Source organism: Pseudomonas sp. R38(2017) (genome assembly GCF_002112395.1).
Lineage (GTDB): Bacteria > Pseudomonadota > Gammaproteobacteria > Pseudomonadales > Pseudomonadaceae > Aquipseudomonas.
Genome location: NZ_NEHN01000001.1, coordinates 400,358 through 413,938, shown reverse-complemented (window position 1 = coordinate 413,938; position 13,581 = coordinate 400,358). Strand labels below are relative to the sequence as shown.

Sequence of the window (13,581 nt, the reverse complement as noted above, 5' to 3'; positions counted from 1 at the left end):
CTGGCGCTGCTGTTCAGCCCGATGTTGCTGGCGGACGACCTGTTTCTCGACAGCGAGGCCTTGCCCCAGATCCTCACGGCCACGCGCCTGAAACAGTCGCCGGCGGAAGTCCCCGGCAGCATGACCGTGATCGACAGCGAACTGATCAACGCCAGCGGTGCCCGGGACATCAGCGAACTGCTGCGCCTGGTGCCCGGCATGATGGTCGGCAACATCAGCGGCAATCAGGCGGTGGTGAACTATCACGGCACCAACGCCACCGAAGCGCGGCGCATGCAAGTGCTGATCGATGGCCGCTCGGTGTACCGCGCCGGCCTGGCCACGGTGGACTGGAGCGACATCCCGGTGGCCATGGAAGACATCGAACGCATCGAAGTTTTTCGCGGCCCGAACACCGTCAGTTACGGCGCCAACGCGCTGATGGCGGTGGTCAACATCATCACCCGCAACCCGGCCGACAGCCACGGCACACGGCTGAAAATCACCCGTGGCCAACGGGGCATCAACGACTTCTATGCCAGCCAGGGAACGGGTTGGAATGGCGGAGACCTGCGCCTGTCGCTGTCCGGCCAGGAAGATGACGGCTTTGACAGCGACCGCACCGGCGCCGATTACCGCGACAGCCGACGCTTGAACCGCTTCAGCCTTGCCGTGAGCCAGACCCTCAGCGATAACCAGAGCGTGGACTGGCAGCTCAACGCCAAAGACGGAACCAACCAGCGACCTTACACCTACCGCCCGGTGTTCTCCGGGATTACCGCTGCCGGGAACAATTCCGACGTGATCGCCAAGGATTACGCCGGCTCGGTGCGCTGGAACCTGGACATCAACCCCGATCACAGCCTTTATGTACAAGGCTCGGCGCAACACTGGGATCGCCAGCAGACCTGGCGCGCCTGCGATGCTGAAGTGTCCTTCAGTCCGCAACTCACAGAGCTGTGGCAACTCAATCCGAACTACACCGAACAACTGGCGCGCAATATCACCCGCTACACCGGGCCCGGTGCTGCGCCCGGCACGCCAACGGAAATGGCCCTGGCCAATCAGGTGCTCGATCAATGGCGCAATGGCGCCAGCCGGACCCTGTGCGGCGACATCGACCAGAGTGCCCGGGAATCGCGCTATGACCTGGAATTGCAGGACACCCTCAGCCTGTCCGACAGTCTGCGTCTGGTCAGCGGCCTGAACTATCGTTACGACCGGGCCGATTCTGAGACCTATTTCAACGGAACGCTGGACGACACCACGTGGCGCGCCTTTGGCCAACTGGAATGGCGCGCCAGCGAACACTGGTTGTTGCAGGGCGGCGCCATGTTTGAAAACACTCAACTGATCGGCAGTTCGCTGACGCCCAGGTTTGCCGTCAATTACCTGATCAGCCCGCGCCACAGCCTGCGCGCGGTGTACTCGGAAGCGATTCGCTCGCCGGACATGTTCGAGAACAACGTCAACTGGAGTTATCAGGTGACCAACCTGCGCCCCTCCGCCTATGGCCAGTCTTCGGCCCGTTACTTCGTCAAGACCCGGGGCCCCGGCGATCTGGACCAGGAGCACATGCGCTCGCGGGAACTCGGCTACAACGGCTTTTTCCCCGAGTGGGGCCTGGCGCTCGACGTGAAGCTGTTCTATGACGAAATCACCGGGATGATCAGCGAGCCGCTGCGCAACAATCAGTACATCGCCAGCAACGCCAACGACTCGCGCTTTCGCGGCACCGAAACCCAGCTGGACTGGCGCCTGAGTGCGGCCGATCGGCTGCGCCTGACTTACGCCTACGTCGATGCCGAGGCGAGCAACCCGCTGGACCAGAAGTTTACCGCGCGCAACAGCGGCTCGGCCGGCTGGCTGCGCGACTGGGGTCAGGGCTGGAACAGCGCCCTCTTCTATTACGGTGACAACGCACTCAACGGCTATCGCTTCGAGCGGGTCGACACGCGCATCGCCAAACGCATCCCGCTGGGCAAGGCTCAACTGCAACTGGCCGGGGTGCTGCAACAGCGTCTGGACAATGAGCCGACCACGTTCGTCGACAACAATTACGACGAACGCCGAGTGATGTATTTCAGCGCCGAACTGGAGTTCTAGGATGCGCTACGCCCTGTCACGGAAGATGCCAACCGCCGGCCAATGGCTGGTCGGGTTGTGCCTGTTCCTGACAGCCTGGCTGCACGGCGTGGCGGTGCAGGCGGCCGATATTCTGCTGACTGGCGCCGAGGAAAGCCCCGGCGTGCAATCGTTCGTGCAGGCCCTGAGCGAGCTGCGCCCCACCGACCGCGTACATTTCCAGCCACTGGCGAGCCTGCCGGCGCCGGGCAAGTTGCCGTCCAGCCTGCGCCTGATTCTTCTGGACCTGCCGAGCCTCGACTGGCGCATGCAGGAATCCCAGGGGCCGGCGACGCTGGTCCTGCGCATCAGCCGCTTGCAGGCCCGACAGCGCTTCGGCACCGCCCAACCGCCCCACTTGAGTCTGCTGTGGAGCGATCCGCCGCTGAGTCGCCAGTTGCAGTTGATCCGGCGGATCCTGCCTCAGGCTCAGCGAGTCGGCGTGCTGTTCGATCAGCACAGCGAGTTCCTGCTCAAGGAGCTGCAATCGGCCGCCCGGCCGCTGAATCTGCAAATCGTCCCGCAGCGCTGGGATAACACCCATGACAGCCGCCCCTTGCAGACCGTGCTGAAAAACAGCGATGTGCTGCTGGGCCTTGACGACCCCGACCTGTACAACCCGAAAACCGCGAAAAACCTGCTGCTCAGCAGCTATTCGCGACAACTGGCGCTGATCGGTCCGAACGTTTCGTTCGTGCGCGCCGGCAGCCTCGCCAGCACTTACAGCGACCAGAGCGATTGGCTGGCGGTGCTCGACGAATTGCTCGACCGACCACCGACCACCTGGCCGAGAGAGCTCTATCCCGAGCGCTTTAAAGTATCAAGCAATGCGCAGGTGGCTCGTTCATTAGGAATAGAACCGATGAACGAAGCGTCTGTTGCCGAAGAGTTGGCCCAAGGAGAGCGCCGCCCATGATTTTCCGCCGTTGGGACATCAATACCCGCACCCAGTTGATCAGCCTGGGCCCTGCGCTGTTGCTGACCTTGCTGCTGATCAGTTTTTTCACCTTCGTGCGCATCCAGGATTTGCGTCAGGAGCTGAATCACACCGGCCAACTGATCGCCAACCAGCTCGCGCCAGCTACCGAGTACGGTGTGATTTCCGGCAACAACGAGGTGTTGGAAAGCCTGCTGAAAGCCACACTGGCCACGCCGAATGTGCGGTTCCTGGAAATCCAGGACAGCGCCAACCGGATTCTGGCGTATGTGGAACAACCGTCGGACATCCATAAGCGCCCGCATCAGGTCGAAGTGTTCCAGTCACCGGTGCGGCTGCAACGGATTGCCTTGCACAATGATTTCTTTCAGGACGGCAAGACCAATAACGGCGGTGCCAGCGAGGATTATCTGGGGCGGGTGATCGTCGGTCTGTCCAACGATGCATTCAGTCAGCGCCAACAGGAGATCCTGCTCAAGGCCGGGATCCTGGCGCTGTTCGCCCTGCTCTTCACCTTCGTTCTGGCGCGGCGCCTGGCCGGCAGCCTGTCGCAGCCGATCCGCGATATTGGCGATGCGGTCAAGGCGATTCAGGACGGTGACTACAAGACTCCATTGCCGATTGTCGATGACACCGAGCTGGGGGCTTTGTCGCAGCACATCAACAACCTTGCCCAGGCACTGGAACAGGCCAGTCGCGAACAGCACCAGGCCATGGCGCAACTGATCCAGACACGCGAAGAGGCGGAAAAGGCCAACAACGCCAAGTCGGACTTCCTGGCCATGATGAGCCATGAACTGCGCACTCCGATGAATGGTGTCCTGGGCATGCTGCAATTGCTGGAAACCACCGACATGACCGAGGAGCAGGTCGAGTACGCGGCGCTGGCTTCCGAGTCCACCGAGCATTTGCTCAAGGTGATCAACGACATTCTGGATTTCTCGCGCATCGAGCGTTCGGAACTGGAACTGGAGCACATCCCGTTCAACCTCGCCGACTTGATCGGCGCGTGTGCGCAGTCGTTCCAGCACAGCGCGGCGCAACGTGGCCTGGAGTTGCAACTGCGGATTCCTGAAGACTTGCGCGGCTTGCAGGTACAGGGCGATCCGACGCGGATCCGGCAGATTCTGGTCAATCTGGTGGGCAATGCGCTGAAGTTCACCGAACAGGGGCGCGTCAGCATCGAGGCGCAGTGGCAATCGCTGGATCACGAATTGCTGTGGTTCACCTGCTCGGTGCGCGACAGCGGCATCGGGATTTCTTCCGAAAGCCTGGAATTGATGTTCAACGCGTTCCAGCAGGCCGACAGCTCGATTTCGCGTCGTTATGGCGGGACCGGTCTGGGCTTGCCGATTGCCCGCACGCTGGCCGAACGCATGGGCGGCACCTTGCGCGCGCAAAGCGAAGAAGGTCGCGGCTCGGTGTTTACCCTGGAAATTCCGCTGGCTCTATATAAGCAGGCATTGCCGATGCTGGCAGCGCCGCGGGCAATCGATGGCAATGCACACGGCGAAGGCCGCAATGTCCTGCTGGTGGAGGACAACCCGGTTAACCAGACGGTGATCGAAGCCATGCTGCGCAGCCTGGGCTTCACTGTCAACGTCGCCACCGATGGCATGCAGGCTGTTCGCAGTGCCGGTGGCAGTCGTTACGAAGCGATCCTGATGGATTGCCGTTTGCCGATCATCGATGGTTACGAAGCGACCCGACAGATCCGCCGCCTGCCCGGCTGCGGCCATGTTCCGATCATCGCCCTGACGGCCAACGCGTTGCAGGGCGACCGGGAAAACTGCCTGTCGGCGGGGATGAATGATTACCTGGCCAAGCCGTTCAAACGTAATGACCTGCAGCAGATTCTGCAGCGCTGGGTGCAGTAGGGAGGCCCTTTCGAGCATCTGCGACTGGCGTGAAAAGCGAAAGTGCGGCAGTCTTAGGCACCCGAACGAGCCTCAAAAGGGGCTTGAATAAAAATTTCAGTGCACAAGTGTACATTCATGTCCTTGGTGCTGTGACTTTCACCACAACGCAATAGTCTATGAGTAGGCTGCCGGTTCGAGGCATGAACGCGTCGATCGGTCGGGAAGATTTGCCCCACCTGCCGCATGGGATTATTGAGGAGCTCGCATGACCAAACAAAACGCCTTTACTCGGGAAGACCTGCTGCGCTGCAGTCGCGGTGAGCTGTTCGGCCCAGGTAACGCGCAACTGCCCGCCCCGAACATGCTGATGGTGGATCGCATCACCCTGATCAGCGAAGAAGGCGGCAAGTACGGCAAAGGTGAATTGGTCGCCGAGCTGGATATCAACCCTGACCTGTGGTTCTTCGCTTGCCACTTCGAGGGTGATCCGGTGATGCCGGGCTGCCTGGGTCTGGACGCCATGTGGCAACTGGTCGGTTTCTTCCTGGGCTGGCAAGGCCTGCCGGGCCGCGGCCGTGCGCTGGGTTCGGGCGAAGTGAAGTTCTTCGGACAGGTCCTGCCGACCGCCAAGAAAGTCACCTACAACATTCATATCAAGCGCGTCCTCAAAGGCAAGCTGAACCTGGCCATCGCCGACGGTTCGGTGACTGTCGACGGTCGCGAAATCTACACCGCCGAAGGCCTTCGCGTCGGCGTGTTCACCTCCACTGACAACTTCTAAGGGTTATTCGCATGCGCCGCGTCGTTATCACTGGTCTGGGCATTGTTTCGTGCCTGGGCAATGACAAAGAGACCGTCTCCGCTAACCTGCGTGCAAGCCGCCCTGGCATCCGGTTCAACCCGGAATACGCCGAAATGGGTCTGCGTAGCCAGGTTTCCGGCTCCATCGACCTCAACCTTGAAGAACTGATCGATCGCAAGATCTATCGCTTCGTCGGCCACGCAGCGGCTTACGCCTACCTGGCCATGAAAGACGCCATCACCGATTCCGGTCTGACCGAAGAGCAGGTATCCAACCCGCGTACCGGCCTGATCGCAGGTTCCGGCGGCGCTTCGACCCTGAACCAGATGGAAGCGCTGGACATCCTGCGCGAGAAAGGCGTCAAGCGCGTCGGCCCATACCGCGTAACGCGGACCATGAGCAGCACCGTTTCGGCGTGCCTGGCCACTCCGTTCAAGATCAAGGGCCTGAACTACTCCATCGCGTCTGCCTGCGCCACCAGTGCTCACTGCATCGGTACCGCCATGGAACAGATCCAGATGGGCAAGCAGGACATCGTGTTCGCCGGTGGCGGTGAAGAGGAGCACTGGAGCCAGTCGTTCCTGTTCGACGCAATGGGCGCCCTGTCCAGCAAGCGCAACGACACCCCGGAAAAAGCCTCCCGTGCCTACGATGCCGACCGTGACGGTTTCGTCATCGCCGGTGGTGGCGGCATGGTCGTGGTCGAGGAGCTGGAACACGCTCTGGCCCGTGGCGCGAAGATCTACGCGGAAATCGTTGGCTACGGCGCGACGTCCGACGGCTACGACATGGTGGCTCCAAGCGGCGAAGGCGCCATCCGCTGCATGCAGCAGGCGCTGTCCACCGTCGACACCCCGATCGACTACCTGAACACCCACGGTACTTCGACTCCGGTCGGCGACGTCGCGGAAATGAAAGGTGTGCGTGAAGTGTTCGGCGACAAGGCCCCGGCCATCAGCTCCACCAAGAGCCTGTCGGGTCACTCCCTGGGCGCCGCCGGCGTGCACGAAGCGATTTACTGCATGCTGATGATGGAAGGCAACTTCATCGCCGGTTCCGCCAACATCGACGAACTGGACCCAGAAGTGGCCGATCTGCCGGTGCTGACCAAGACCCGCGAGAACGCCACCATCAACACCGTGATGAGCAACAGCTTCGGCTTCGGTGGCACCAACGCCACCCTCGTCCTGAAGCGCTGGGAAGGCAAGTAATTCCCTTGCGCTGAGCCGCACACGAAAACGCCCCGACTGGTTCGGGGCGTTTTTTTTCGCCTGGAGAAAGGCATTTTCAGCGGCGCCAAGATGAAACGTTTGTCATGCAACTTACCGCCCTGCGACTGAATGTCGCGGTTTATGCGGGCTCCAGCGCTGTTGCAGATTTCGCAAGAATAGATTGCACAAATCAGGCGTTTACTTAGCAGGCTAACAAATTCTATAACAGAGGCCTGCACACGCCTTGCTGCAGATAACAGAGATTGGAGCTAGCAGATGACTGTAAAAGTAACTGAACGCGACGATTCACACATGTCCCATGAAGGCGTAGCCGCCGGCGTACGGATCTGGGATGTGCATCAACAAGACTTGCTGGTCGGCATGTTCCACAACGAGATCGACGCCCACAACTACAAGGCCGAACTGGAACTGCAAGAACGCCAGCGGGATCTGAAATCCGCCTGAATCAAAAACCACAGCATTGAAAACGACAAACCCCGCGATGAGCGGGGTTTGTCGTTGTTGGGTGCTTCAAGGGCACTTCGCAGCCCGGTGAAACCCGCTTACCACATCAGATCATCCGGGATCACATAGGCCGCGTACGGATCGTCCTCGGCATTGACCTCTTCGACCTTCTCGTTGAGCTGCACGATGCGCTGTGGATCGCGCTCCTGAATCTTCAGGGCCGCCTCACGAGGAATCACTTCGTAGCCGCCGGCATGGTGCACGATCGCCAGCGAACCGCTGCTGAGCTTGTTGCGCATCAGCGTGTTGACGGAGATGCGCTTGACCTTCTTGTCGTCGACGAAGTTGTAGTAGTCCTCGGTGGTCAGCTTCGGCAGACGCGAGACTTCGATCAACTGCTTGACCTGCGCAGCACGGGCCTTGGCTTCAGCCTTCTCCTGCTGCTGACGGTTCAGCTCCTGGTCGCGCTTGACCTTCTCGGCCATGGCTTCCTGGGCAGCACGCTGCTGGGAGTCGTCCAGTTCGATCTGGCCTTTGTGGGCCAGACGCTGCTGTTTCTGTTTGTCTTTGCTGACCTGTTTGGCCTGCTTTTGGTTGACCAGTCCTGCCTTGAGCAACTGATCGCGAAGGGAAAGGCTCATTGATGCTTACTCACTTGGGCAACGGCTCAGCCGCAGCTGGGCAAATTCTTTTCCTGACGTTTGGCTTCGCCCCACAGGGCGTCCAACTCTTCGAGGGTGCAATCTTCCATGGGTCGGTGGGTGTCGCGCAATGCCTGTTCGATAAAACGGAAACGTCGCTCGAACTTGGCGTTGGCGCCACGCAATGCGGTTTCCGGATCGACCTTCAGATGCCGGGCCAGATTGACCACGGAAAACAGCAGGTCACCGATCTCGTCGGCCACCGCTTGCGGGTCATTCTCAGACATGGCTTCGAGCACTTCATCAAGCTCTTCACGGACCTTGTCCAGCACCGGCAAGGCATCCGGCCAATCGAAACCGACCTGCCCTGCGCGCTTCTGCAACTTGGCCGAGCGGGACAGTGCCGGCAATGCGGCGGGAACATCGTCGAGCAGTGACAGTTGCTGCGGCTCGGCGGATTTCTCGGCACGCTCTTCGGCCTTGATCTCCTCCCAGCGCTGCTTGACCTGCTCTTCGTTCAGGCGCGGCACGTCCAGCGGCGCATACAGATCGCCGGTGGGGAATACATGCGGATGACGACGAATCAGCTTGCGGGTAATGCTGTCGACCACCCCGGCAAATTCGAACCGCCCCTCTTCCCGCGCCAGCTGGCTGTAATACACCACCTGAAACAGCAGATCGCCCAACTCGCCCTGCAAGTGGTCGAAGTCGCCGCGCTCGATGGCGTCAGCGACTTCGTAGGCCTCTTCAAGGGTGTGCGGGACGATGGTCGCGTAGGTTTGCTTGATGTCCCACGGGCAACCGTACTGCGGATCCCGCAGACGGTTCATCAGGTGCAACAGGTCTTCAAGGCTGTAGGTCGGTTTCATGGAGTCCGGTTACGCCGCGTCTCGATGATGTTCGGCAATTGGGAAATCCGCCCCAGCAACCGGCCCAGTGCGTCCAGTCCCGGGATCTCGATGGTCAGGGACATCAGTGCGGTGTTGTCCTCCTTGTTCGAGCGGGTGTTGACCGCCAGCACGTTGATCCGCTCGTTGAGCAGCACCTGCGAGACGTCACGCAGCAGACCGGAACGGTCGTAGGCGCGGATGACGATGTCCACCGGGTAGGTGAGCACCGGCACCGGGCCCCAGCTGACCTGGATGATCCGCTCCGGCTCGCGCCCGGCCAGTTGCAGTACCGAGGCACAGTCCTGACGGTGAATGCTCACGCCACGGCCCTGGGTGATGTAACCGACGATCGCATCGCCCGGCAACGGTTGGCAGCAGCCGGCCATCTGGGTCATCAGGTTGCCGACGCCCTGGATCTGGATGTCGCCGCGCTTGCCCGGCTTGTAGCCAGTGGCCTTGCGTGGAATCAGCTCCAGCTGTTCGTTGCCGCGCTCCGGCTCGACCAGTTGCTGCGCCAGGTTGACCAGTTGCGCCAGACGCAGGTCGCCGGCCCCGAGGGCGGCGAACATATCTTCGGCGGTTTTCATGTTGGCCTTGTCAGCCAGCTTGTCGAAATCCACCGCCGGCAGACCGAGGCGAGTGAGTTCACGCTCGATCAGGGTCTTGCCCGCCGCGACGTTCTGGTCGCGAGCTTGCAGCTTGAACCAGTGAACGATCTTCGCCCGCGCCCGCGATGTGGTGACGTAACCGAGGTTCGAGTTCAGCCAGTCACGGCTCGGCGTGCCGTGCTTGCTGGTGATGATCTCGACCTGCTCGCCGGTCTGCAGGCTGTAGTTGAGCGGCACGATACGCCCGTTGATCTTCGCACCACGGCAGTTGTGACCGATTTCGGTGTGCACCCGGTAGGCGAAGTCCAGCGGCGTCGCGCCCTTCGGCAAGTCGATGGCGTGACCGTCCGGGGTGAAGATGTAGACCCGGTCCGGTTCGATATCGACCCGCAGCTGTTCAGCGAGGCCACCGATGTCGCCCAGCTCTTCGTGCCACTCGAGCACCTGACGCAGCCAGGAGATTTTCTCTTCGTAGTGATTGGAGCCGGATTTGACGTCGGTGCCCTTGTAGCGCCAGTGCGCGCAGACGCCGAGCTCGGCTTCTTCGTGCATCGAATGCGTACGAATCTGGACTTCCAGCACCTTGCCTTCCGGCCCGATCACCGCCGTGTGCAACGAGCGGTAGCCGTTCTCTTTCGGGTTGGCGATGTAGTCGTCGAACTCTTTCGGGATGTGCCGCCACAGGGTGTGGACAATGCCGAGCGCGGTGTAGCAGTCGCGCATTTCCGGCACCAGCACCCGCACCGCACGAACGTCGTAGATCTGGCTGAACTCCAGACCCTTGCGCTGCATTTTGCGCCAGATCGAATAGATATGTTTGGCCCGGCCGCTGATGTCGGCGTCGACGCCGGTGGCCTGCAATTCGTCCTTGAGCTGGGTCATCACGTCAGCGATGAAACGCTCACGGTCGAGCCGCCGCTCATGCAGCAACTTGGCAATCTGTTTGTATTGGTCGGGTTCCAGGTAACGGAAGGACAAGTCCTCCAATTCCCACTTGATATGGCCAATGCCGAGTCGGTGGGCGAGCGGTGCATAGATGTCGAAGACTTCCCGCGCAACCCGGTTGCGCTTTTCGTCGTCGGCGGTTTTCACCGCGCGGATCGCACAGGTACGTTCGGCGAGTTTGATCAGCGCGACGCGTACGTCGTCGACCATCGCCACCAGCATCTTGCGCAGGTTTTCCACCTGGCCCTGGGTACCCATCACCATCGACTGGCGCGGGCTGAGGCTGGCGCTGATCGCGGCCATGCGCTGCACGCCATCAATCAGTTTGGCGACCACCGGGCCGAAGCGCTGGCTGACCGCTGACAGTTCGATCTGGCCTTCGCGCACGCCACGGTAAAGCACCGCCGCGACCAGCGAATCCTGATCGAGCTTGAGGTCGGCGAGAATCTCCGCGATCTCGAGGCCGGTGCTGAAACTGCCGCTGCCTTCGGACCAGAGATTCTTCGCCGCGTTGGACTGTTGCTCGGCCTGTCGAGCGTACTCACAGGCCTCCTTCAAGGCTTCGCGATCCAGTGCCAGATCGACACTGACCGCATGATCGAGCCAAGCCTCGAGATTGATACTGCCGTCGGTGTTGATCGGCTGGTGTGCTCTCACCTGTACCATCTTGCTTTACCTTCCCTACGACGCAGACTCAATGCGTCAAATCACTGACCTTGATTGCCCGTCCGCACTCGCGGGGCTAAGACGAGTGCTGCACGGACCGATCAGTCGGATCAGACGAGCCATCCTAGCTCGCTTCAAATAACGCCATGGCCTCGACATGTGCCGTCTGAGGAAACATATCGAGAATCCCGGCACGTTTTAACCGGTAGCCCTGCTTGATCAATTCGACCGTATCGCGCGCCAGAGTTGCAGGGTTGCACGACACATACACCAACCGCTCGGCACCCAGGGTCGCGAGCTTGCGCACTACCTCGAAAGCACCGTCACGCGGTGGGTCCAAGAGTACCGCAGAAAAGCCGTTTCCGATCCATTCGGCATCGGTCAAAGGCTGGGATAAATCGGCCTGAAAAAACTTTGTGTTATGCAAATTGTTACTGGCAGCGTTGGCGGCGGCGCGATCGACCATGGTCTGCACGCCTTCGACCGCCACCACTTCGCGCACGGTTTTGGCCAGCGGCAAGGCAAAGTTGCCGAGACCACAGAACAGGTCGAGCACACGCTCATCGGCGGTCGGTTTCAACCAGTCCAGCGCCTGGGCGACCATGGCCTCGTTGACCCTGGCATTGACCTGAATGAAATCCCCCGGCCGCCAGGCCAGCTCCAGATCCCACTGCTCAAGGCGATAACCCAGCGACTGCGTGGCATCGACCGGCTGCGGCTCACCTTCGCCGTGCAGCCACAACTGCGCTTCATGGAATGCGCAAAAATCCGTGAGGATCATCAGGTCGGCCTCGGACAGCGGCGCCATGTGACGCAGCAGAACGGCCAGGGACGAGCCACTGAATAATTCCACATGACCCAGCGCCTGAGGTTTGCTCAGGCGACGGAGCATCTCCGGCAAACGGGTCATGATCGGTTGCAAGGGCTGTACCAGCACCGGGCATTCGCTGATTGCCACAATGTCCTGGCTGCCAGCAGCGCGGAAACCGACTTCGAGCGTTTTGGCCTTGCTGTCCCAGCGCACGGCAATCCGGGCACGGCGACGGTAGCCGAACTCCGGACCGGTCAACGGTGCAGCCCACTCTTCAGGCTCGACACCGGCAACTCGTGACAGCTGCTCGGCAAGCATGCGCTGTTTCAGGGCAAGCTGTTCGTCGTGGGGCAAATGCTGGACGCTGCAACCGCCGCAGCGACCGGCGTGCTGACAAGCTGCGGGGCGGCGTAATTCGCTGGCGGTGAACACACGCTCGGTGCGCGCCTCGACCACTTTGCCGTGGGCGCCAAGCACTCGCGCCTCGACCTCTTCACCGGCAAGGGCGCCGAGGACGAACCAGGTCTTGCCTTCAAAAAACGCGATACCGCGACCGTCATTGGCCAGGCGCTCGATCTTCAAGCGCTGCTTTTTGCCGGTCGGGAGTTGCGGGGCCTTGCTGCCGCCGGTGGGCTGGAAGCGCAGGCCTCTCTCGTGCTTGGCCATCAGTTGGGCGCGTCGAAAATGCCGGTCGACAGGTATCGGTCGCCACGGTCACAGATGATCGCAACGATCACCGCGTTTTCAACTTCTTTGGACAGGCGCAGCATCGCTGCCACCGCACCGCCCGAGGACACGCCGCAGAATATGCCTTCTTCGCGGGCCAGACGGCGGGTGACGTCTTCGGCTTCGCTTTGTGCCATGTCGACGATGCGGTCGACGCGGTCGGCCTGATAAATCTTCGGCAGGTATTCCTGCGGCCAGCGGCGGATGCCAGGAATAGCCGAGCCTTCCATCGGTTGCAGGCCGATGATCTGCACGTTGTCGTTCTGCTCCTTGAGGTAACGCGACACGCCCATGATGGTGCCGGTGGTGCCCATGGAGCTGACGAAATGGGTGATGGAGCCCTGGGTCTGACGCCAGATTTCCGGACCGGTGGTGGTGTAGTGCGCTTCAGGGTTGTCGCCGTTGGCGAACTGATCCAGCACCTTGCCACGGCCTTCGGCTTCCATCCTCTGGGCGAGATCGCGAGCGCCTTCCATGCCCTCTTCCTGGCTGACCAGAATCAGCTCCGCGCCATAGGCAGTCATCGCCGCTTTACGCTCGGCGCTGGAGTTGTCCGGCATGATCAGGATCATCTTGTAACCCTTGATCGCGGCAGCCATCGCCAGGGCGATCCCGGTGTTGCCCGAGGTCGCTTCGATCAGCGTATCGCCGGCGTGGATCTGCCCGCGCAACTCGGCACGGGTGATCATCGACAGCGCCGGACGATCCTTCACCGAACCCGCAGGGTTGTTCCCTTCGAGCTTGAGCAATAGGGTGTTGCTGGTGACACCGGGCAGGCGCTGCAAACGCACCAGCGGCGTGTTGCCGACGCAATCGGCGATGGTTGGGTACTGCAAGGTCATGGCGTTTTTCGCAATCCGGACAGCGGGGGGGCCTATCATACCGGCAAACCTGCGCGGCCCATATCACGCAAAGTG

11 protein-coding genes are annotated in these 13,581 nt (G+C 61.1%); 6 read left to right on the top strand and 5 right to left on the bottom strand.

Features of this window, described 5'->3' with window-relative positions; all coding sequences use genetic code 11:
* Window positions 1-21: 21 nt before the first annotated feature.
* The 6 genes from CAF87_RS01985 to CAF87_RS01960 all read left to right on the top strand — a co-directional run bounded on the left by CAF87_RS01985 (window position 22) and on the right by CAF87_RS01960 (window position 7,377).
* Window positions 22-2,085, top strand: coding sequence for a TonB-dependent receptor plug domain-containing protein (locus CAF87_RS01985; RefSeq protein WP_371850976.1), 2,064 nt, complete (start codon window positions 22-24; stop codon window positions 2,083-2,085).
* A 1-nt stretch (window position 2,086) separates the two neighbouring features.
* Window positions 2,087-3,019, top strand: coding sequence for an ABC transporter substrate-binding protein (locus CAF87_RS01980; RefSeq protein WP_085730428.1), 933 nt, complete (start codon window positions 2,087-2,089; stop codon window positions 3,017-3,019).
* A complete protein-coding gene (locus CAF87_RS01975; RefSeq protein ID WP_085730427.1) occupies window positions 3,016-4,917 on the top strand; it encodes an ATP-binding protein in 1,902 nt (633 codons plus the stop codon). The genes CAF87_RS01980 and CAF87_RS01975 overlap by 4 nt, the downstream gene beginning before the upstream one ends.
* 247 nt (window positions 4,918-5,164) lie before the next feature.
* Complete coding sequence (fabA, locus tag CAF87_RS01970; RefSeq protein WP_003227150.1) at window positions 5,165-5,680, top strand: 3-hydroxyacyl-[acyl-carrier-protein] dehydratase FabA; 516 nt, start codon at window positions 5,165-5,167, stop codon at window positions 5,678-5,680.
* 11 nt (window positions 5,681-5,691) lie between these two features.
* Window positions 5,692-6,912 carry a beta-ketoacyl-ACP synthase I gene (fabB, locus tag CAF87_RS01965; protein ID WP_007974551.1) on the top strand — a complete coding sequence of 407 codons (1,221 nt, stop codon included), beginning with the start codon at window positions 5,692-5,694 and terminating at the stop codon, window positions 6,910-6,912.
* A gap of 276 nt (window positions 6,913-7,188) precedes the next feature.
* On the top strand, window positions 7,189-7,377 hold the full coding sequence (locus tag CAF87_RS01960) for a hypothetical protein (RefSeq protein WP_007957795.1): 189 nt from the start codon (window positions 7,189-7,191) through the stop codon (window positions 7,375-7,377).
* 98 nt (window positions 7,378-7,475) lie between these two features.
* Here CAF87_RS01960 and CAF87_RS01955 read toward each other — a convergent pair whose 3' ends face one another.
* From CAF87_RS01955 to cysM, 5 genes are all read right to left on the bottom strand, one after another.
* Window positions 7,476-8,018, bottom strand: a complete 543-nt coding sequence (locus CAF87_RS01955; protein ID WP_011335479.1) for a DUF2058 domain-containing protein — start codon at window positions 8,016-8,018, stop codon at window positions 7,476-7,478.
* Between the two features lie 26 nt (window positions 8,019-8,044).
* Entirely contained in the window at window positions 8,045-8,887 is an 843-nt protein-coding gene (gene mazG, locus CAF87_RS01950; RefSeq protein ID WP_085730426.1) for a nucleoside triphosphate pyrophosphohydrolase, read from the bottom strand.
* The gene (gene relA / locus CAF87_RS01945; RefSeq protein ID WP_085730425.1) at window positions 8,884-11,127 is read right to left on the bottom strand and encodes a GTP diphosphokinase; all 2,244 of its coding nucleotides are present in this window, start codon (window positions 11,125-11,127) and stop codon (window positions 8,884-8,886) included. Before relA ends, mazG begins: the two co-directional genes overlap by 4 nt.
* Before the next feature lie 124 nt (window positions 11,128-11,251).
* A complete protein-coding gene (gene rlmD, locus CAF87_RS01940; protein ID WP_085730424.1) occupies window positions 11,252-12,604 on the bottom strand; it encodes a 23S rRNA (uracil(1939)-C(5))-methyltransferase RlmD in 1,353 nt (450 codons plus the stop codon).
* On the bottom strand, window positions 12,604-13,506 hold the full coding sequence (gene cysM / locus CAF87_RS01935) for a cysteine synthase CysM (protein ID WP_085730423.1): 903 nt from the start codon (window positions 13,504-13,506) through the stop codon (window positions 12,604-12,606). The genes rlmD and cysM overlap by 1 nt, the downstream gene beginning before the upstream one ends.
* Between the last annotated feature and the right edge of the window lie 75 nt (window positions 13,507-13,581).